This window comes from Paraoerskovia sediminicola (genome assembly GCF_030296575.1).
GTDB lineage: Bacteria > Actinomycetota > Actinomycetes > Actinomycetales > Cellulomonadaceae > Paraoerskovia > Paraoerskovia sediminicola.
This window is the reverse complement of record NZ_AP027729.1, coordinates 2,125,203-2,144,014: the sequence shown is the minus strand read 5'-3', so window position 1 is coordinate 2,144,014 and position 18,812 is coordinate 2,125,203. Positions and strand designations below refer to the sequence as shown.

Annotated in this window: 14 protein-coding genes and 1 pseudogene; 5 read left to right on the top strand and 10 right to left on the bottom strand. The window is 68.5% G+C overall.

From position 1 onward, the window contains the following. Window positions 1-133: 133 nt before the first annotated feature. From QUE47_RS10020 to QUE47_RS10010, 3 genes are all read right to left on the bottom strand, one after another. A complete protein-coding gene (locus QUE47_RS10020; protein ID WP_286217172.1) occupies window positions 134-1,714 on the bottom strand; it encodes a glycoside hydrolase family 71 protein in 1,581 nt (526 codons plus the stop codon). Between the two features lie 74 nt (window positions 1,715-1,788). Further along, complete coding sequence (locus tag QUE47_RS10015; protein ID WP_286217171.1) at window positions 1,789-2,700, bottom strand: CBM96 family carbohydrate-binding protein; 912 nt, start codon at window positions 2,698-2,700, stop codon at window positions 1,789-1,791. Between the two features lie 73 nt (window positions 2,701-2,773). Continuing rightward, entirely contained in the window at window positions 2,774-3,607 is an 834-nt protein-coding gene (locus tag QUE47_RS10010) for a hypothetical protein (RefSeq protein WP_286217170.1), read from the bottom strand. Between the two features lie 583 nt (window positions 3,608-4,190). Between QUE47_RS10010 and QUE47_RS10005 the strand changes: the two genes are divergently transcribed. The 4 genes from QUE47_RS10005 to QUE47_RS09990 are packed head-to-tail and all read left to right on the top strand — an operon-like array spanning window position 4,191 to window position 6,856. After that, entirely contained in the window at window positions 4,191-5,165 is a 975-nt protein-coding gene (locus QUE47_RS10005; RefSeq protein ID WP_286217169.1) for a GDP-L-fucose synthase family protein, read from the top strand. Then, window positions 5,162-5,725 carry an LbetaH domain-containing protein gene (locus QUE47_RS10000; protein WP_286217168.1) on the top strand — a complete coding sequence of 188 codons (564 nt, stop codon included), beginning with the start codon at window positions 5,162-5,164 and terminating at the stop codon, window positions 5,723-5,725. Before QUE47_RS10005 ends, QUE47_RS10000 begins: the two co-directional genes overlap by 4 nt. A 1-nt stretch (window position 5,726) precedes the next feature. Further along, window positions 5,727-6,398 (top strand): glycosyltransferase, encoded by a 672-nt coding sequence (locus QUE47_RS09995; protein WP_286217167.1) that lies wholly within the window; start codon window positions 5,727-5,729, stop codon window positions 6,396-6,398. After that, window positions 6,281-6,856, top strand: coding sequence for a glycosyltransferase (locus QUE47_RS09990; RefSeq protein ID WP_286219467.1), 576 nt, complete (start codon window positions 6,281-6,283; stop codon window positions 6,854-6,856). The genes QUE47_RS09995 and QUE47_RS09990 overlap by 118 nt, the downstream gene beginning before the upstream one ends. Here the strand turns inward: QUE47_RS09990 and QUE47_RS09985 are convergent. Genes QUE47_RS09985 through gmd form a run of 3 tightly spaced genes read right to left on the bottom strand, consistent with a single transcriptional unit; the run spans window position 6,817 to window position 10,492 of the window. Continuing rightward, complete coding sequence (locus tag QUE47_RS09985; protein WP_286217166.1) at window positions 6,817-8,271, bottom strand: hypothetical protein; 1,455 nt, start codon at window positions 8,269-8,271, stop codon at window positions 6,817-6,819. The genes QUE47_RS09990 and QUE47_RS09985 overlap by 40 nt on opposite strands. A 5-nt stretch (window positions 8,272-8,276) precedes the next feature. Further along, a complete protein-coding gene (locus tag QUE47_RS09980; protein WP_286217165.1) occupies window positions 8,277-9,518 on the bottom strand; it encodes a glycosyltransferase in 1,242 nt (413 codons plus the stop codon). Further along, a complete protein-coding gene (gene gmd, locus QUE47_RS09975; protein ID WP_286217164.1) occupies window positions 9,515-10,492 on the bottom strand; it encodes a GDP-mannose 4,6-dehydratase in 978 nt (325 codons plus the stop codon). The genes QUE47_RS09980 and gmd overlap by 4 nt, the downstream gene beginning before the upstream one ends. Before the next feature lie 132 nt (window positions 10,493-10,624). Here gmd and QUE47_RS09970 point away from each other — a divergent pair, with 132 nt between their 5' ends. Then, window positions 10,625-12,094 carry a tyrosine-protein kinase domain-containing protein gene (locus tag QUE47_RS09970; RefSeq protein ID WP_286217163.1) on the top strand — a complete coding sequence of 490 codons (1,470 nt, stop codon included), beginning with the start codon at window positions 10,625-10,627 and terminating at the stop codon, window positions 12,092-12,094. A gap of 87 nt (window positions 12,095-12,181) precedes the next feature. Here the strand turns inward: QUE47_RS09970 and QUE47_RS09965 are convergent, their stop codons facing one another. The 4 genes and pseudogenes from QUE47_RS09965 to QUE47_RS09950 all read right to left on the bottom strand — a co-directional run bounded on the left by QUE47_RS09965 (window position 12,182) and on the right by QUE47_RS09950 (window position 18,640). Beyond that, window positions 12,182-12,808 carry a hypothetical protein gene (locus QUE47_RS09965; RefSeq protein ID WP_286217162.1) on the bottom strand — a complete coding sequence of 209 codons (627 nt, stop codon included), beginning with the start codon at window positions 12,806-12,808 and terminating at the stop codon, window positions 12,182-12,184. 11 nt (window positions 12,809-12,819) lie between these two features. After that, entirely contained in the window at window positions 12,820-15,942 is a 3,123-nt protein-coding gene (locus QUE47_RS09960) for a CBM96 family carbohydrate-binding protein (RefSeq protein ID WP_286217161.1), read from the bottom strand. 23 nt (window positions 15,943-15,965) lie between these two features. Further along, window positions 15,966-16,934, bottom strand: a pseudogene (locus QUE47_RS09955) (LamG domain-containing protein); the annotation flags it as partial. 242 nt (window positions 16,935-17,176) lie between these two features. Further along, window positions 17,177-18,640 carry a YncE family protein gene (locus QUE47_RS09950; RefSeq protein WP_286217160.1) on the bottom strand — a complete coding sequence of 488 codons (1,464 nt, stop codon included), beginning with the start codon at window positions 18,638-18,640 and terminating at the stop codon, window positions 17,177-17,179. Between the last annotated feature and the right edge of the window lie 172 nt (window positions 18,641-18,812).

The following is an 18,812-nucleotide window of genomic DNA, read 5'->3' as shown; positions in this document are numbered from 1 at the left end:
CGATGCCCTTCACGAGCTCGGTGGTACACGGCGGCGTGCCGCGCCTCGCGGGCGAAGCACATCCCGCCACGACCAGAAGATCGGTCGGGCAGGACGTGCTCAGCCTACGCGGCCGCCGGTCGACGGTCGCCGGTCAGGACCCGAACGTCGACGACGCGAAGTACTGCAGGTCCTGCACGTACGGCTTCGCCACGACAGGGGTGTCCGAGGTCACCGCAGCAATCTGAGCGCCGTCCCGACGTGCCACCGCCGAGACCTCGCCGAGTCGGAGCGGGAACGTCTGAGCGTGCACGCCTGCCGGCGCCTGGTAGGTGTGGGTCTCCGAACCCACCCGGACCGTCACGCTCGTCGGAGCGGTGAAGAACGTCATCGCCTCGACGGTGTCCCGCGGCTTGGTCGAGGACGAGCCGCTCGTCGCAGGCTGCATCAAGCGATCACCCACCTGCGGCACCGCGTCGACGAACTGGGACCGGTGAGTCAGGACGACGGCGTCACCGGTGATCGTCGGCGCAGAACCCGACTTGAACTGGGAGATGTAGTAGCTGTTCACGTCGAGGAACGCCTCTCCGTGGGCGACCGAGGGCGCGAACGACGTGGACTCGCTGTAGTCGTTCCACGTGGTCATCTGCACCATGTCCGCGCCGTCGTCGATCGCGCTCTGCCACGTCGCCCGCAGGGTCTCGAGGTTCGCCGCCTCGTTGTACTTCGCCTGGTTCGGCCGGACGTCCTGGACCGCGATCGGCTCCATCCAGCCGACACCGAGATCGTGGGCGACGGCAGCATCGCTCTTGTCGGCGAGCACCGTGCCGGGATTGCGCTCTCCCCAGTCACCGATCGTGTCGCTGACCGGAGCGAACGCACGGATGTTCTGCTCCGACGAGTTCAGGAGCGTCGGGACGAACGAGACGTCGACGCCGTGCTGCGACCGGAGGATCGCGAAGAGACCACGCCACCACTCCGGGCTCTTCTCCTCGGCCTTGAAGGCTCCCACCACGACCCGTCCGTCGGCACGGGTGTACTGGGCCGGCTCGTCCGCCAGTCCGGCGATCTTTGCGGCGATCTGGCTCTGGCTCGCGCTCCCGGCAGAAGCAGTCATGTCGATCTGCGGGAAGACGACGAACCCGCGACCGTCCGCCGCAGCGGCGTCCATGATCCGTTCTGTCCGCTCCCAGTTCGCGCCCGACAGACTCAGCACGTCAACCGAGAAGCCGTCGATCCCGGCGTCGACCGCCTGGGCGACCTCCGTCTTCATGTCCTCGAGCTGCCAGTCGCCGGAGAGCGGCTCGCGCGGCAGCGGGCGGTCACGCAGGAGCCCACCGACGTCGTAGAACTTGCCGTTCTCACCGTCAGGGCTGAGGTAGTTGCGGGCGTAGTAGTCGTTCCCGGGCGCCTGGTTGTCGAGCGAGACGGGATACGGAGGGAAGTAGTGTGCGACGACCATCTTGTCCTCGGACCCGCTGGGTGCCGGGGCGAAGGGCACCGAGCCGGTGCCCGGCTCGGCCGGCTCCGTCGTGGGCTCGGTCGGCTCCGTCGTGGGCTCCGTGGGCTCGGTCGGCTCCGTCGGCTCGGCAGTCGGAGCAGTGGGCTCCGTCGGCTCAGTGGGCTCCGTCGTGGGCTCCGTCTCCTGGGCGTAGTGCACGATGAGCTCGGGGCTCCCGGTACCCGACTTGGTGAGGACGACACCGGGGTCGGACTGCTCGTACGACAGAGCCAATGAGAGCTCACCCGGAGCGATGTCTCCGAGTCCCAGAGTCACTTCGCCGCCGGCCTCGACGAGGACCGGCTCGTTCATCGGCGCGCCGGCCGACGGACGCGAGGCGTGGGTGAGTGACGCTGCAGACCAGGCGCTGGTCGTGGGGCGCGCCACCAGGCCCGGCTGGGTCGCCTTGCTCTTCTCACCGCGCACGACGAGCTCGCCGTACGCAACTGTCTCCCCCGCGGTGGTTCGGGGACGTCGAACCGCAGGTACGACGTGAACTGTGCTGACGTGGTCACGAGAGCGTCGACACGGTCGTGCGTCCGATCAGCCTCGAAGGCCGACGTGAAGGTCGCCTCGCGCGGTGCCACCGTGACGGAATCCGAGAGTTCGACCTGCTCGAGCACCACGGACAGCCTCGCAGAGGACTTGTCCATCACGAGGCCAGGGTTGGGCTCGAGATAGCGCAGCTCGATCGAGAACGGACCACCGGAGGCCATGACCTCGTCGACGTCCAGCGGCACCGACATCGTCTCGCCCGCGATCGCGAGGGTGGGCTCCGAGAGCACGACGCCGGCGTCGGGACGGTTCTCGTCGGTGATCGTGCCGGCGTCCCACGAACCGTCGACCTTCGAGACCTGCAGAGCCGGGACGGTAGCCCGGCTCTCGTCGACGTCGACGAGCAGTGCGAGCTCCGCGACGCGCTGCCCTTCGGGCACCTGGATGCCGTCGAACTCCAGGAACGAGCGGAAGGCCGCAGACGTAGCGACGAGCGATTCGGAGCTGCTGAAGTTCACCTCTGGCCTGTGCGCGGAGGTGAACGAGGCCTGGCTCGGGGCGAGCGTCTCGACCTCCCGGTCCGCCGCAGTCGCCGCCGAGGGGAGGAGTGCACCCACGAGAGCCAGGGCGAGCGCTACGAGCGCGCCGACGGCGCCGGCAGCGCTCGGTCGTGATCGTTTCGTTATCTGAGGCATCCGACGATCCTGTGGCACGAACGCCGCCACGTCACCACCTCCAGATGAACTGCCCGGTAAAAAGTGAGCGATGTCACATCGATTTCGCCCGCTTTCGAGTTGATTAGGTGCCATTTGCCATGCTTGGTGATCCTGCGGGGTTCCGCTCGTCGCGCCTCCGCTGGCGGCCGATGGCGAACCCTGCCCAGGCGATGCGGATCGCAAGCCCGAGCAGCACCCCCGCCAGCGCGCCCTCCAGACCGACCGTCACACCGAGAAGTCCGACCATCAGCAAGCCCACCACCGAGCCGACTGCGGTCGACCGGGTCATGGTCGCGAACTGCCCGACGGCGACCAGCACGACTCGCGAGAGCGTCGCGTCCGCGATCGCAGCCCCTGCGATCAGGCCCAGGAGGACGATCGCCACGGGACCGACCTCCACCGTCCCCGCACCGAGCCACTCGATCAGCGTCGGCGCCGCAACGATCGTGACCACCGTCAGCACGCAGCTGTAGACAGAGGTCATCAGCACGACCCGACCGAGTCGATCGCGGACACGATCGCTTCCTCCCGTTGGCAGCCAGCCCTGCACCACCGACATGAACGGCGTGGAGGCCACGAAGATCTGCTTTTGCAGCTTGTCGACCACCGCATACGCAGGCAGGTATGGCAGACCCAGCGCGCCGATGATCACGACGGGCAACGAGGCGTAGCCCGACGACAGAACGCTCGAGAAGACGCCGTGGCGCTGCTCGGCGAGAATCTCGCCGATCCGCCGATCCGTCCGCCACCGGCGCCCACGGCCGACAGAGCGACGGATCCACACGGTGGAGAGCAGCACGGCGACCAGGACTCCTGCGAGCTGCCCGCCCAACCCGGCTGCCGCCCCGGCACCGGCAGCCATCGCCACGATGCCGGCGGCTATGCCGAGCACACGGGGCACGGTCTCGAGCACCATCAGGGACGACGGTCGACCCGCCCCGATGAAGTACCAGGCCGCGCGGCACCCGATCGACCCCGCTGAGACGCAACCCAGCGCGGCTAGTCCCGCCTGCGTGTGCGCGAGGGCTGCGGAGAGCGCGGCTCCGGCCCCGAGCACCGGGATCACCACCACTGCGCGGCCCCGGAGCGAGTCGGCGTACTCGTCCCATCGCTCCTGGGACGTGCCGCGTGCGATCGCGACCGGGCCGGACACACCCCATCCCAGGGTCACCACGACTGCGGCGACGGTGCCCACGGCCTGGCCGAGCGCGATGTCACCCCACGCGGCGAGTCCGTCGGCTCGGATCATCGCGGGAATCAGGACGAGGGACCCGATCGCGAGCACGACCATGCTCGAGCCGAACCCGGCAAACCTCAGTCCACCGGTCCGGATCTTCGACAGGCCGCGAACCCTCATACCTCAACCTTCCGGCAACGGGACACCAGGATCTTGCCCGCTGACAGCATGCTAGTGATCCTGCGCGGACAGCGGCCCGGCGCGGCCCGGTTTCACCCCCTGGCGCAGGGGCAATGCCCACCAGATCGCCTAGGTTGTTCAGATGGCCGATCTCTCCGACTTCGCTCCCGGTCCGCTGCCTCGGGACGCCCGTGTCTACGTGGCGGGTCATCGTGGCCTCGTGGGTTCCGCCGTCTGGAGGAACCTCGAGCGAGAAGGTTTCACGAACCTCGTCGGTCGCTCGTCGTCCGAGCTCGACCTCCGCGACCGCGCGGAGGTCGACGGATTCTTCGAGCATGAGCGGCCCGACGTCGTGATCGACGCGGCAGCGAAGGTCGGCGGAATCGTCGCGAACAGCACCTACCCTGCAGACTTCCTCTCGGACAACCTCCGGATCCAGACGAACATCCTCGACGCCGCGGCCCGGACGGGGACCACCAGACTGCTCTTCCTCGGCTCGAGCTGCATCTACCCGAGACTCGCGGACCAGCCGATCAGCGAGGACTCGCTGCTGACCGGAGCGCTGGAGCCGACCAACGACGCCTACGCGATCGCCAAGATCGCGGGGATCATCCATGTTCAAGCACTTCGCCGCCAATTCGGGGTGCACTACATATCCGCGATGCCGACGAACCTGTACGGACCGGGAGACAACTTCCACCCGAAGAACTCGCACGTCATCCCGGGCATGGTGCGACGGTTCCACGAAGCGCGGGTCAGCGGAGCACCCACGGTCACCTGCTGGGGATCTGGCCGGCCGCTGCGCGAGTTCCTGTTCGTCGACGACCTCGCCTCGGCGTGCCTGTTCCTGCTGGAGAACTACGACGGGCCGGAGACCGTCAACGTGGGCGTCGGTGACGATCTCAGCATCCGGGACCTGGCGTCGACGGTGGCCGCCGTCGTCGGCTACGAAGGATCCATCGAATGGGACTCCTCCAAACCTGACGGCACGCCTCGCAAGCTCCTGGACGTGTCGCGCATCAACTCTCTCGGCTGGTCGGCGTCGACAGGTCTGAGCGATGGCCTCACGGCCATGTACGAGTGGTACCTGGCGCATCTCGACGAGGCCCGAGGATGACGACGCCGTCCGCCCCTCGTCGCCGACTCTCCCAGTTCACCGGCTCGGGCTACGACAAGGGACGCGGCCGGCCTGCGCAGGTCGGGTGGATGCTCGCCTCGTCCCTGGTGACGATGCGCTGGTGGTGCCCTCCATCGCTCCGCGCCCGGATCCTCCGAGGCTTCGGAGCAAAGATCGGTTCAGGCACGAACATCCGTCACGGTGTCCGCATCCACTGGCCGTGGAAGCTCGAGGTCGGTGACGACTCCTGGATCGGTGAGGGTGCCTACCTGCTCAACCTCGAACCGATCACCATCGGCTCCGACGTCTGCATCTCACAACAGGCGATGCTGTGCACCGGTAGCCACGACGCCAGGTCGCCGAGCTTCGAGTTCGACAATGCACCGATCACCGTCCGTGACGGGGCGTGGATCGCGACCCGCGCCACCGTGCTGCGCGGCGTGACCGTCGGGCGCGACGCCGTGGTCGGCGCCACCGCGCTCGTCACAGCGGACGTTCCCGACGGCGCGCGCGTGCTCGCCCCACGAGCAGCGGATCGCACCGACCACTCGGGGCGCTGACGTGCGCATCATCTCCGTCGTCACGCTCTTCACACCGGACGGCGCCTACGGAGGGCCGACGCGAGTCGCCGTGAACCAGGCGCGCGAGCTGATCGCCCGCGGGCACGACGTCCGGCTCGTCGGTGGATGCTCAGGTTTCGACGTAGTCCCGTCGCAGGTCGACGGAGTTCCCGTCACCTTGTTCCCGGTTCGACGCGCGGTGCCACGAACCGGTTTCGCAGGTCTCGTCGCGCCCCAGATGCTCCGCTGGCTCCGGACGGCTACAGACGGCGCCGACCTGGTCCACGTGCATGCGGCACGCGACCTCGTCACGCTTCCTGCAGCGCTCATGGCACTCAGGAAGAACGTTCCGTACGTCCTCCAGACGCACGGGATGATCGACGCGAGCGAGCGCCGCTCCGCCGCGCTGCTCGACGCGATCTGGACCCGACGACTCCTGAGAGGAGCGGGTGCCGTCCTCCACCTCACCGAGAGGGAGAGATCAGACCTGCTCGACGTGGTCGGCGGCCCGGAGATCCAGCTCGTCGAGGTGCTCAACGGGGTACCCCTGCCGGCATCTGCACCCCCGCGGAGCCGCCGGACGTCCTGTATCTCGCCCGCCTTCAGGCACGCAAACGTCCGACGGTCTTCGCACGGATGGCCGTCGCGCTCGCCCGGAGCCACCCCGACGTGACCTTTACGCTCGTCGGACCGGACGAGGGCGAGGGTGCCGCCGTCGACGCTCTGCTGCGCGAGGCAGGCGAGCCCAGGATCAGATGGATCGGCCCCGCTCGGCCGGAGGAGACCTCCACCCACATCGCACGCGCGTCGATCTCGGTGCTGCCGAGCGTCGACGAGCCGTTCCCGATGTCGGTGCTCGAGTCGATGGCACACGGGCGACCGGTCGTGGTCACCGACACCTGCGGCCTTGCGCCGCTGGTCGAACGGGCGGGTGCCGGGATCGTCGTAGGCGAGGACGACCAGTCGCTGACCGCTGCCGTCCGCAGGCTGCTCGACGACCCGGCCCTCGCCACCGACACCGGACGTCGGGGCCGCGCGCTGGTCTCCGACGAGCTGTCGATGGGGGCCGTGGCTGATCGCCTCGAGACGATCTATCGCTCGACCACCGGGGCATCCAAGCGATCTCGCTGACGCTTCTCCCGCTTCCACTCGCGGACGAAAAGGGTGCAGGCGAGCGCGACGACCAGGGTGCCGGTCGCCTGGAGCAGCGAACCGCGGAGCAGGATCACCATGTAGAACGGGAAGACTGCACCGACCACGGACCAGAACTGACCACGGCCCACGAGCGCGACCGAGATCTTCTCGTCCAGGAGCGCGAGAATCATGCCGAGCGCCACGAAACCGATCACGACCACGACGAAGCCACCGTTGACGAGCGCCTCGGCCCACAACGGCGCGGACAGGTTCTCGAAGGAGTAGCCCCGGTACTGCGCCAGCATGACGCCCGTGTCGAGCGGCTTGCCCGGCCATATGGACCGCGGAACCCAGAAGAACACGACGCCGAGCGCCTGCATCATCGGCTGCACGAGATCGTCGCGCACATACGCGACGGCGTTCCCGATCTGCCAGAAGGCGTCGTAGTCGGGGTTCCCGGCGTATTCCGCGAAGAACCCGGTGCGCTGGACGTTCACCGCATCGGCGCGGAACGCGTCCGCGATCGGGAAGACGAAGAGAAGCGCGAGCAGAACGCCGACCATCGACCACCGCGCCCGGCGCACGGTGCTCATCGCGCCGGCGGCGACCACCAGCGCGAACCCCACCGTCCCGAAGTCGTAGCGCGCACTGCTGATGGGGTTCGTCACGGTCAGGAGCACGACCAGCACTATCGCCAGCAGCGGGGCGTAACGCCACGAGCGGGAGCCGAGGGCTGAACGGGTGCCCACCAGGATGAACACGCAGGCGGCGATCAGCAGCGGGTACGAAGCCGCGGCGGAGACGATCGACCGCACCGCCAGATCCGGCATCGCCGCGCCTCGGATGTCGGCGGCCGAGTATCGGCTCATGAACAGCGTGCCCAGACCGATCTTCGAGACGAAGTAGGCGGCGGCGACGACGCCGACGCCCGTCAGGAGCACCGCACGCCTCGGCACGACGTCCAGCCCGGTAGCGGCGTCCACCCGAACGCTCGCCCATGCCGTCCTTCGTCGCCGGGTGATCCAACGCCCGATCTCGTAGCAGACGACTCCGGTCCACACGGTCCCCGCGATCCAGATGTCCAGCGACGGGTCCACACCCGGCGTCGTCGTGGAGACACCACCCGTCAGGATCTGCACCGACGGGGCGACCCCCATGAAGATGTAGCAGAACACCCAGAAGACGAAGTCGAACAGCTCTGGTCTGCCGCTGGCGATGCGGTAGGAGAGACGAAAACCCGCCCAGACGACCAAAGCGAGCGTCGCGGTCCACGCCGTGCTCCTCGGGTCGCGGTCGATCTCTGCGACAAGGAGGAGCGGCAGCGCGACGCTCAGCACGCCGGCGCTGGCGACGAAGACGGCGAGGCGACCGCCGAGTGCCGGGGCGGCCGGCGGCGCGAGGTTCTCACCCACGCTCGTCACCGCTCGTCCAGGACCTGACCGACGAAGTCGACATATCGCTCGCCTGCTGCGACGGCGGAGTACCGCTCTTGCGCGAGCTTCAGCCCGGCCGCGGCTACCCGATGTCCGAGCTCAGCGTCGCGACCGATCCGAAGCACCGCGTCGAGCAGTGCACCCGCGTCACCCGGGGCCGCCAGCAGACCTGCTCCGGTCTCGGACAACAACCGCCCGGTGATCCCGTCCGGCTCTGTGGACGCGACGACCGGGCGGCCGGCGACGCTGTAGGAGGTGAGCTTGCTCGGCAGGCACATCTCTCGCACCCCCGGTCTCTCGGTGAGCAGCAGGACGTCTGCGGCTGCGAGTGCGAGCGGATACTCCTTGTCGCCCAGAGGCTCGATGAAGCGGACTCCTGGTACTCCCTGCGCGTCACGCTGGAGATCGGCACGCTGATTACCGTCCCCGACCAGATAGAACGTGACCTCGGAACCGCGCTGCTGCGCGAGACGGGCAGCGTCGACCACGACCCCGAGCCCTTGCTTCTGTCCCATGTTGCCCGTGTGGACGGCCAAGAGCGCGTTCTCGGGCCACCCCAGCGCTCTGCGCGCCGCCGCCCGGTCGACGGCACTCGGGACGATGTGCGTGAAGTTCGGAAGATCGACGATGCGCTCGGGCGGGACCCCTGCCTCACCCAGGAGCTCAGCGAACCGCGGTGCGATCACTCCGGTGGCGACGGTCCGCCTCAGCAGAGCCACCTCGACCGCACCGAGCACCTGAGCGACACCGCGTCCGGTGCTGCCGGACTCGGCGGCCCCGAGGCCCGTCAGGTCCTGGACGATCGCACCGACCGGTCTTCCCTTCGCCCCGCTCACGGCGGCTGCAAGCCCGGAGAGCGACGGCGTGACGGCGACGATCGCGTCCGCGCTCGTGCGCCGCACGATCGCCCGTGCGCGGCGCCAGAAGTCGAACTCCATCCGCCCCCGGCCCTGCAGGTCGGCGCGCGGCGGCACGTGGTGCGCGACTCTCAGGACGTCCACGTCGCCGTCCTGCTCCCGCCAAGGACCAGGCGAGCGGTACCGGGCATCCTGCACAGCCCACTGCGGGTAGTGCGGCACCCCCGTGATCACCCGTACCGTCGCCCCCGCCGCCGCGAGCTTCCGTGCCATCACGGTCGTGTACGGCGCGATGCCCGTCGACTCGGGCGCGTAGTTGATGCCGACCAGACAGATGGTCGCTCCCGATACGGAGCGCTCGGCCGTCACGAGAGCCGCTCTACCTCGGCCGCAGTCATGATCGCTGCGAGCTCAGGAGGCAGGACTTGCGCCTTCCACCCCAGCTCGCGATTCGCCTTCGACGGGTCACCGATCAGCGCATCGACCTCGGTCGGGCGGAGGTAGCGCTCGTCGAACCGGACATGCTTCTCCCAGTCGAGGCCGACGTGATCGAAGCAGAACTCGAGGAAGTCGCGGACGGAGTACGCGGCTCCGGTCGCGAGCACGTAGTCGGAGGGCTCGTCGACCTGGAGCATCCGCCACATGCCTTCGACGTACTCCTTGGCGTAGCCCCAGTCACGGACGGCGTCGAGGTTGCCCATGTACACGTGCTCCTGCCGGCCGGCAGCGATCGCCGCCGCAGCCGCCGCGATCTTGCGGGTGACGAACGTCTCTCCACGCCGCGGGGACTCGTGGTTGAAGAGGATCCCGTTGACCGCGAACATGCCGTACGCCTCGCGGTAGTTCCGGGTCATCCAGTACGCGTACACCTTGGCCGCCCCGTACGGCGACCGCGGGTAGAACGGCGTCTCCTCGTTCTGCGGCGGCGGTGTCGCGCCGAACATCTCGGACGAGCTCGCCTGGTAGTACCGGGCGGGGACCTGCGACATCCGTACCGCCTCGAGGAGCCTGGTCGAGCCGAGACCGGTCGTCAGACCTGTGAAGTCGGGTTCGTCGAACGAGACTCGCACGTGCGACTGCGCAGCGAGGTTGTAGACCTCGTCCGGGTGGACCTTCTCCATCAGCGTCACGAGGCGGGTCGCGTCCGTCAGGTCGCCGAAATGCAGGAAGAGTCGCGCGTCCTCGTCGTGCGGGTCCTGGTACAGATGATCGATCCGTGACGTGTTGAATGTGGAGGCACGACGCACGATGCCGTGCACCGTATACCCCTTCTCCAGCAGCAGCTCGGCCAGATACGACCCGTCCTGCCCGGTGATCCCCGTGATCAGTGCTGTTTTCGGCATAGCGTGAGGCTAGCAACGAGGACGTCGGAATAGATCTCTCACCCTGGGTGAAACACCCTGAAAGGATCGTCGTCCAGCGGGTCTTCACCCGTCGCTGTGTGACAATCGAGGCACTCCTCAGAAAGGACCGCTGTGCGTATCGGTGAGTACATCTCGATGGTACGGGCGCACTGGATCGCACTCACGGTCTTCTGTCTCGTCGGAGGCGCTGCCGCCATCGCGCTCGTGTCGGCCACGACGCCGCTCTACACCGCTCGAGTCGAGGTCGTCGTCGTCACGTCTTCCGGCGACACGGCGAACGAGCTGGTGCAGAGCTACGACTTCTCGCAAAAGCAGGTGCGTACGTTCAGTGCACTGGTCACCCGCCCGATCGTCCTCGATCCCGTGATCTCGGAGCTCGACCTTGAGGCTTCGCCCGAGGACCTCGCCAAGCAGATCTCGGTCAGCAGCCCTCTGAACACGAGCCTGATCAGCATCGACGTCGAGGACCCCTCTGCCGAGGAGGCCGCCGACGTCGCCAACGCGACCGCGCAGAACCTCGCTCTGGTCGTCGGGGACCTTGTGCCCGACCTAGAGAGCGGCGACTCGTCGGTCACGCTCGAGACGGTTCGGCCCGCCGTAGTCCCCGAGGTGCCCTCGTCGCCCAAGACGCTCCTCTGGATCGCCCTCGGTCTGGTCGGCGGGGCCGTGGCAGGCGTCACGTACATCGCCCTGCGAGAGATAGTCGACACCAGAGTTCGTGACCTGCACGGAGTAACAGCGGTCGTAGATGCTCCTGTGCTGGGCAGCGTCGCGCACGAACGTCGCGTACCTCGGCATCCCCTGCTCGATGACCCGTCCACGTCGAACCAGCGTGCGGAAGCCTTTCGCCAGATCCGGACGAACCTCACCTTCCTCGAGGTCGCCAACGAGCGGGTACTGCTCCCGATCACCTCGTCCGTCCCTGGCGAAGGCAAGTCGACGACAGCCGCGAACATCGCGCAGTCCCTCGCCGCCGGAGGGAGTCGGGTCGTCCTGGTCGAGGCGGATCTCCGCCGACCGGCCCTGGGACCGCTGCTGGGGCTCGAGAGCATGGCCGGGTTGACGACGGTCCTTGCGGCCCGCGCCGAGCTCGACGATGTGATCCAGCACTGGGGTACCACGTCGCTGGACATCGTCCTGGCGGGCGAGAGGCCACCGAACCCTTCCGAGCTCCTCGGCTCGGACGCGATGCTCAAGCTGCTCGGAAAGCTCAGCAAGCGATACGACAAGGTGGTCATCGACTGTCCCCCGCTCGTACCGGTGACGGATGCGGCGGTGATCGCGCGTGCATGCGGTGGGGCCGTGCTCGTCGCCGGAGCGGGACGGGTCAAGCGGGCGGACCTCCAACAGGCCGTCAGCAATCTCAAGAGCGTCGGCGCGCCCATCATCGGCGTCGTCGCGAACGACCTAGCCCCGAAGAACGTGTCCACCTACGCGTACGCGTACGACGCCAGCGGCGCGATGGACGACACGGCGCTCCCGACGAGCCGGGACGCCGAAGAGCCGGCCGTCACGCCAATGCGGGCAGACAGCGAACCGATCGTCGACCCGGCCGAAGGCACGGCGTTCTCGCGCAAGTGATCAGGCCAGGCGAGTTCGCCCCCAGGTACGGGAATGCCCACCAGGCGGAGCGGAACGCTCCGTAGGTCGGTCGTCGGGTACGGGCGATCAGTCGTCGGAGACGGGCAACCAGACGACGCAGCCGGACGACTCGAGCGTCGTCACGTCGCCGGTCAGTTCGATCTCGGCGACGTCGCCCGAGGCGACGTCGCCCGCCTCGTCGGCGCCGCTCCCGACCAGCGTCCATTCGCAGTCCAGCCCCGCTGCCGGGGCCGCATAGTCTCCTTCAGCGAGGCCTGCGGTCTCGGTGGCCCCGTCCTCGATCCCGCCGAGTGCCTCCGCCAGCTGAGGGACGTACTCCGGACAGAGGAACGGGATAGCTCCGGTCGCGCCCGCGATCTCACCCTCGCGGATGTCGTCGACCAGCAGCCCTTGGTCCACCTGCGCCGCGAACTCGACACGAGAGCACGCCTCGACGCCCTGCTCGAGGACTGCGCCCTCGAAGAGTCCGTCGCCACCGTTGAGCTCGATGTACCGCTTCTCGGCCTCGGTCAACGGCGACGCGGTCGGATTGCCGGACGCATCGTTCTCGGCGTCGGGGGCAGCTGTCAGGTCAGGCAGCGGGGTCGGCGCACCCGAAGCCGATGCCGGCGCCTCCTCGGCCGCACCCACGCCGTCCGAACAACCCGCGAGCAGCACGACCAGTGCGGCGATCGGGACCGCTGCACGTCGCACGCGCGCACCCATCACGGCACCGGTTCGAACTGGAGGGTGAGCTGGGGGCGCTGCCCGGCGATGCTGCGGTCCTTCGACCAGAACCAGACACTGTCCGTCCCGTCCGAGACCGTGCCGAGCGTCGCGTCGGCTCCCAGCTTCTCGGTGATCTCCTCAGCCGAGAGCTCCACGTCGTACACCGTGTTCGCACTCGTCGGGCCCTCGAGAACACCGACCTCGGTGTCGTCGATCTCGGGACGCGTGGGATAGGTCATCGACCCCTCCGCCCAGTCCGAGCCGGCCCAACCGAACACGAAGTCGTCCACCGAACCCGCCGAGCTCGACGTCGTGGTCTGCAACCGCAGCGACGCACCCGCCAGCACCGTGCCCGCCGGAGCCTCCGGCAGAGCGAACTTCAGGAAGACCTCCTTGGTCGGCGAGTTCCCCATCGCGCTGAGCTGGTTCAGCGACCCGTAGTTCGTCGACTGCGCGCCCGAGTGCACGAACGTGTCCTCCGACGGGTACAGCTCGACCGTCACGGGGTCCGCCGGAGGCGCATCCACGGTGGCACCGACCGAGGCCGAAGCCTCGCTCGCGTTGCCGGCCGCGTCGACCGCGACCACCCGGTAGTAGTACGCACCGGCAGCCAGACCCGCGTCCGTGAACGACGTCCCGTCCGCGACCTCCGCGACCTGCGAGGACTCCGAGACCTCGAACGCCTCGTCCTCCGACCGGTACACCACATACCCGGCCACACCACGATCATCCGACGACGCCGACCACGACACGTCCACCGACGAACCAGAAGCCGAAGCCGCCACACCCGACGGCACCGACGGCGCCTGCGTGTCCGGCCCCAGGACCTCGACGGCCACAGCACTCGAAGCATCCGATGCGTTGCCGGCCTCGTCGACCGCGACCACCCGGTAGAACCAGTCACCCGGCTCCAGGTCCTCGTCCGTGAACGACGTCCCGTCCGCGACCTCCGCGACCTGCGAGGACTCCGAGACCTCGAACGCCTCGTCGTCCGACCGGTACACCACATACCCGGCCACACCACGATCATCCGACGACGCCGACCACGACACGTCCACCGACGAACCAGAAGCCGAAGCCGCCACACCCGACGGCACCGACGGCGCCTGCGTGTCCGGCCCCACCGGCTCCTCGACCGTTGCCGATCGCGAAGCCGAAGCCTCGCTCACGTTGCCGGCCGCGTCGACCGCGACCACCCGGTAGTAGTACGCACCGGCAGCCAGACCCGCGTCCGTGAACGACGTCCCGTCCGCGACCTCCGCGACCTGCGAGGACTCCGAGACCTCGAACGCCTCGTCGTCCGACCGGTACACCACATACCTCGTGACGCCTGTGTCGTCCGTCGATGCGGACCACGTCACCTCCACCGACGAACCAGAAGCCGAAGCCGTCACACCCGACGGCACCGACGGCGCCTGCGTGTCGGGCTCCGGGTCGACAGGTCCCGTCGAGCCAGGTTCGAAGTGGAGGGTGAGCTGGGGGCGCTGCCCGGCGATGCTGCGGTCCTTCGACCAGAACCAGACACTGTCCGTCCCGTCCGAGACCGTGCCGAGCGTCGCGTCGGCTCCCAGCTTCTCGGTGATCTCCTCAGCCGAGAGCTCCACGTCGTACACCGTGTTCGCACTCGTCGGGCCCTCGAGAACACCGACCTCGGTGTCGTCGATCTCGGGACGCGTGGGATAGGTCATCGACCCCTCCGCCCAGTCCGAGCCGGCCCAACCGAACACGAAGTCGTCCACCGAACCCGCCGAGCTCGACGTCGTGGTCTGCAACCGCAGCGACGCACCCGCCAGCACCGTGCCCGCCGGAGCCTCCGGCAGAGCGAACTTCAGGAAGACCTCCTTGGTCGGCGAGTTCCCCATCGCGCTGAGCTGGTTCAGCGACCCGTAGTTCGTCGACTGCGCGCCCGAGTGCACGAACGTGTCCTCCGACGGGTACAGCTCGACCGTCACGGGGTCCGCCGGAGGCGCATCCACGGTGGCACCGACCGAGGCCGAAGCCTCGCTCGCGTTGCCGGCCGCGTCGACCGCGACCACCCGGTAGTAGTACGCACCGGCAGCCAGACCCGCGTCCGTGAACGACGTCCCGTCCGCGACCTCCGCGACCTGCGAGGACTCCGAGACCTCGAACGCCTCGTCCTCCGACCGGTACACCACATACCCGGCCACACCACGATCATCCGACGACGCCGACCACGACACGTCCACCGACGAACCAGAAGCCGAAGCCGCCACACCCGACGGCACCGACGGCGCCTGCGTGTCCGGCCCCAGGACCTCGACGGCCACAGCACTCGAAGCATCCGATGCGTTGCCGGCCTCGTCGACCGCGACCACCCGGTAGAACCAGTCACCCGGCTCCAGGTCCTCGTCCGTGAACGACGTCCCGTCCGCGACCTCCGCGACCTGCGAGGACTCCGAGACCTCGAACGCCTCGTCGTCCGACCGGTACACCACATACCCGGCCACACCACGATCATCCGACGACGCCGACCACGACACGTCCACCGACGAACCAGAAGCCGAAGCCGCCACACCCGACGGCACCGACGGCGCCTGCGTGTCCGGCCCCAGGACCTCGACCTCGACCTCGTCCGAGGCCTCGCTCACGTTGCCGGCCGCGTCGACCGCCACCACCCGGTAGAACCACGTGCCGGCGTCGACGCCCCACTCGACATGGCTGGTGGACGTGCTGTCCCCGACCTTGGTCGCCTCGGTCACCGCGAACCCGGCAACGTCGGAGCGGTGGACCTCGTAGCCGGTCACCGCCACGTTGTCCGTGGCAGCGTCCCAGGTCAAGGAGACGGCGTCGTCACCGACGACCTCTGCGGCGAGCGCGCTCGGCGCCGTCGGCGCCTCGGCATCGGGCGGAGTCGCACCGGTGCCGAGTGCAAAGTGCTCAGCCACCTGGTTGGCCGTGAGCACCTTGCTGTAGACAGCGACCTCGTCGATGTCGCCCGCGAAGTACGGCGAGGACGAGTTCCACGTCCTGTCACCTCCGACCTTCCAGTACCCGGTGTAGTCCTGGGCGCCGGTCTGCGGGTTGGTCCCGACGAGCTCGCCGTCGACGAAGAGGACATCCCCGACGTCGACGACTGCGTCGCGACGACGTGGTGCCACGCTCCGTCGTTGAACGAGGCGTCTGATGTCGCGAGGTTCTGCTGCCCGGTCCAGGTACCGAAGACGAGCCTTCCGTCGTCCCGGAGGAACACGTGCCGGTCATAGTTGGAGGACAGACTCGTCTTGTTGTTCCCGAGCCCGATGAGCTTCCCGCCGTCGGTCGTCGTCGAGTTGAACCAGAGCTCGAGTGAGTAGTCCCGAGGGTTGGTGAACTGCAGGTCTGACCCGATCACGCCTCCGTTGGAGGCGTTCTGCGGCGAGAAGGACACGGCAGTCCCGTCCTCGAGCGCTCCGTCGCTCCCCGTGGTGACGCGCCCGTCATAGGTACCGGTCACACCGTAGGGGCTCGCATCCGCCGCCGTCGTCGCGCTGCTGTCGTCGAGCCGCCAGAAGAGGTCGGGGTCGGCTGAGTAGACCGCGGCGCCGTAAGCGTCGGCGGGCGCCTGGGGCACGTCCACGACGCGACCCGAGGCCGTGAAGTGCTCCCGCACGGTGGCAGCGGGGAGGACCGTCGGGTAGACGGCCGTCTCGTCGATGTCGCCGGCGAAGAAGTTGCTGGACGGACGCGAGGGCCAGCCGTTCAGCTGGTCGCCGCCGACACGCCACGAGCCGTCGTACGACTGCGCCGAGGCATTGGAGTTGCGCCCGACCCGGACCCCGTCGACATAGAGGGTCATACCTGCAGGCCCCTGGGTGGCAACGACCGAGTGCCACTCGCCGTCGTTGAACGAACCTGCCGAGGTCAGTGTCACCGCGCTCCCGGTGTAGGCGCCGAAGACGAGCCGCCCGTCGTTCGTCATATAGACGTGCCGGTCGTAGCTTCCGCTCAGGCTGGTGTTGTTGGTGCCGTTCCGCGGTTGCCCGTTGCCGTAGCCGACGATCTTGCCGCCGGAGGTCGACGTGGTGCGGAACCAGGTCTCGACCGAGTACGTCGTGGGTGCAGGCGCGATGTCGTCAGAGAACGCGTATGCCGTGCTGCCGTCGAAGCCCATCGCATACCCGGGGTCGTCGAGCGCGGCGTTGTCCGCAGAGCGGTAGGACACGTTCTGCATGTAGCGGGGTGCGCGATCGGCGCCGGAGCTGTCGGCACCGACCGGTCCGGAGCTCTCTCCGAAGCGCCAGTAAAGGTTCGCGCCGTCGTTCAGGACGCGGGATGCATAGGGCAGGCCGGACCCGAGTGCGGTCGCGGAGGACGCCGCGGACCTGGAGGTCGTGTTCGTGCCGTCGCTGACGGTCAGGCGGTAGGAATAGGTCCTCCCGGCGACCACGTCGGTGTCGACGAACGACACCTGCGGCCGGGTCCACCACCGGGACTCCCCTGGACCGTCGCGATCGGCGTGCTGGCGCCGTCGCGGTAGACGTCATAGGTGAGGAGTCCGTCGTCGTCGTCGTAGGACCCTCGCCAACTCACCTGGATCTCACCTGCTCGGAGCGCCTCGGCACGCGGGGTCACGCCGAGCGGGTTCCCGGTGTCGGGTCCATCGGCGAAGCGCGTGAGGCTCTGCTGCAGGTTGCCGTTGGTCCGCGTGAACTCACCGCCGACCCACAGGTTCTTCTGTCCCGAGCCCTGCGCGATCGCGAAAGCGCGCGGACCGATGCCCTCACCGAGACCGTCGTTGAGCTGCGGGCGCCACGCGATCTCGTCGTCCGTCCACGCGTCGTTCGCCGTGAGGTAGACGCGCTGACCGTCCTGGAAGAGACCCTCGCTGCTGCAGTCGTGGTGGTGGTGCGCCTCGTAGAGCGTCCCCTCGTCCTCGATCAGCGCCTGGGTCGCGCCCAGGCAGCGATCACGCCAGCGCTCGTTGAGGTCGGAGTAGTTGACCGCGAACGAGCCGTCGAAGACGCCGCCACCGGTGCCCTCGTTCCCGACGTAGAAGCTGCCGCCGTCCGTGGTGATGCCCTTCGTCACGGAGGTGTCAGGAACGAAGCCGCGGGGGTAGTTCCTGATGTTGGCACCGGTGCTGGGGTCGACGACGGCGAACGAGTGGGAGTTCTCGCCGTTGATCGAGAAGAAGTCACCGCCGAGCGCGACGGTCGCGCCGTCCTCCGCGACCGCGATCGCACGGCCCGGGAGGTCGGCGTCCGCCACGAAGGGGCGGAGCGCACCGTCGGACGTCGCCACCGCGGCGAAGCGCTGGCGCGTCTGTCCGGCGACCGACTGGAAGTCCCCTGCGAGGTAGAGCGTGTCGTCAGTGGCGCTGAGCGCTCGGACCGTCGCCGAGATCGAGCCGGGACGGAAGTCCTGCTTGACCGAGCAGGACGGGATGTCGAGCGCCGCGAGCCGGCTCACGGTCGTACCGGCGACGTTGGAGAAGTTCCCGCCGATGTAGAGCGTCCGCCCGTCGGGAGAGACGGTCAGGGCCCGGACCGTCGCGGTCCCGCCGGAGAGGGTGACCGAGGGGCGGCACGACGCCGGTGCGCCGGTCGACCCGTTCAGGCTGGACAGGGCGGAGACCGCCACCGGCGAGCCCGACGCACCGTTCGGCGGGCGCAGCTGGGAGAAGGTACCGCCGGCGAACACCGTGTTGCCTGACGCAGCCATGGCCCACACCGTGCCGTTCGCCTGCCAGGTGGGCAGGTCGTCAGCGGTGAAGCCCAGACCTTGGGAGAGCGCGGAGGCGCTCGGAGTCGACGTCGGGACCAGAAGTCCCGCCACGGCAAGTGCGAATCCACAAACCAGAGCGACGACGGAACGCATGCAGCACCTCATCCATTGGGGCACGGCCGAACGGCAGTACAGGAGAACGTTAGGGCCACGAGGCGCGACTTGGTGCCGTTCCGGAGGGAATTCACCCGGGCGAAGCGCCGATCGGCGAGGGGTGTGATGGCATCGTTACCCGGAGCCGAGCGAAATGGGGAGATGGTGCCGA